This is a genomic window from Deinococcus pimensis DSM 21231, assembly GCF_000519345.1.
Classification (GTDB): domain Bacteria; phylum Deinococcota; class Deinococci; order Deinococcales; family Deinococcaceae; genus Deinococcus_A; species Deinococcus_A pimensis.
Genome location: NZ_KI912657.1, coordinates 37,456 through 39,035 on the forward strand (window position 1 = coordinate 37,456; position 1,580 = coordinate 39,035).

2 protein-coding genes are annotated in these 1,580 nt (G+C 72.8%); both read left to right on the top strand.

Annotated features, from left to right (window positions below):
* Window positions 1-112 precede the first annotated feature (112 nt).
* On the top strand, window positions 113-1,207 hold the full coding sequence (locus DEIPI_RS31875; RefSeq protein WP_052351789.1) for a phosphoribosyltransferase domain-containing protein: 1,095 nt from the start codon (window positions 113-115) through the stop codon (window positions 1,205-1,207).
* Window positions 1,198-1,580 (top strand): HAD family hydrolase (locus DEIPI_RS40090; RefSeq protein ID WP_483782853.1); only part of this gene is annotated, 383 nt, incomplete at its 3' end. The genes DEIPI_RS31875 and DEIPI_RS40090, both read left to right, overlap by 10 nt.

Below are 1,580 nucleotides of genomic sequence, written 5' to 3' on the forward strand. Positions count from 1 at the left end.
GCGAGGCGAGCGCGGGCGACGTCCCGCCGCCCGCGTACGGCGCGCGGCTGCTCAACCTCCACGTGGCGCACGTGGTGCGCGGCGTGCCCCGGGAGCCCGTGGGGAGCTCCTCATGAACGCCGTCGTCACACCCTGGATTCACGACCTGCCCTGCGGGCGGCTCACCCTCACCCTGACGGAGGGAACGCTGGACGCCGCTCGGCTCCTCACGGTCGGAGTCCGGCAGAACCCCAGGCGCGGCTTCCTGCTGCTCAGCCGGGTCCTCGGCAAACACCTGCCCGCCCGCCCGGGCGAGATGAGCCTCACGTACGAACTCCTCGGCCGGCAGGTCGCCCCGGACGTGACCCTGGTCATCGGCATGGCGGAAACCGCGACCGCCCTGGGGCGCGGCGTGTTCGAGGCGATGGGCGGCCACGCGGACCACGACGGGCGCCTGTTCGTCACCACCACCCGCTACCGCGTCGCGCCCGACTTCCTGACCTTCGAGGAAACGCACAGCCACGCCACCGCGCAACTGCTGCACGTTCCCACCGAGCCTTCCAAGCGGGAGGTCTTCCTGTCGGCCCGGCACATCGCCATCGTCGACGACGAGATCAGCACGGGTGCCACCGCCCTGAACCTCATCCGGGCGCTCGCCGCGCGGCTCCCCGCGCTCGAACGGGTCACGGTCGTGAGCCTCAAGGACTTCGCGCCGGCAAGCGCGTACGAGGGCTCGCCCGTGCACGTCGAGCGTCGCTCGCTGCTGCGGGGCGTCCTCTCCTTCGCCTCCCGCCCCGACTGGGCGCCCACGTTGCCGGACGTACGCGGCGAGGGCGAGCACCGCGCCCCTGCCGGGGGAGAGCGTCTCGGGGTATGGGCAGGGGAGACCGGCACCCACGTGAACGAAGCCGCACCCGGAGAGCGGGTGCTCGTGCTCGGCACCGGGGAGTACATGAGCGCCGCCCACGCGCTCGCCCGGCGCGTCGAGAACGCGGGGAGCGTGGCGTGGGTGAAGGCCACCACCCGCAGTCCCGTCCTGCCCCACGGCGAGATCCTGGAGCGCGCGGAGTTCCCGGACAACTACGGGCAGGGCATCCCGAACTACCTGTACCGCTCGCCCGGCGAGACGTACGACCGCGTCCTGATCGTGGCGGAAACGCCGGACCTGCCCGCCGGGCTCCTGGACGTCCTGCGGAACTGGTACGGCGCGGAGGTCACGTGCGTCTGATCGCCTTCGTCGATCTCGACGACACGCTCTTCTCGTCCCGGCGCAAGCACCCCGGTCACCTCACCGACACCGACTTCACGGTGGGCGCCGTGGACCGCGCCGGACACCCGCAGGGCCTGCTCACCTTGCGGCAGGCGGCGGTCTTCGAGCACATGAGCGCCCACGGCGTCGTGGTGCCCGTCACGGGACGCTCCTCCGAGGCGTTCGGCCGTGTCCGGCTGCCGTTTCCCTCGTACAAGGTGCTCGACCACGGCGCGACGGTCCTGAAGCCCGACGGCACACCTGACGCCCGGCACGCGGAGGGCGTCAGGTGCGCCCTCGCCCTGCTCGCCGCCGAGTTCGCGGACGCGGCGCGCACGGCCCGGGACCTCGC

Excerpts from the sequence above, each read along its gene's own strand:
- DEIPI_RS31875 (WP_052351789.1), top strand. The coding sequence starts at position 113 with ATGAACGCCGTCGTCACACCCTGGATTCACGACCTGCCCTGCGGGCGG.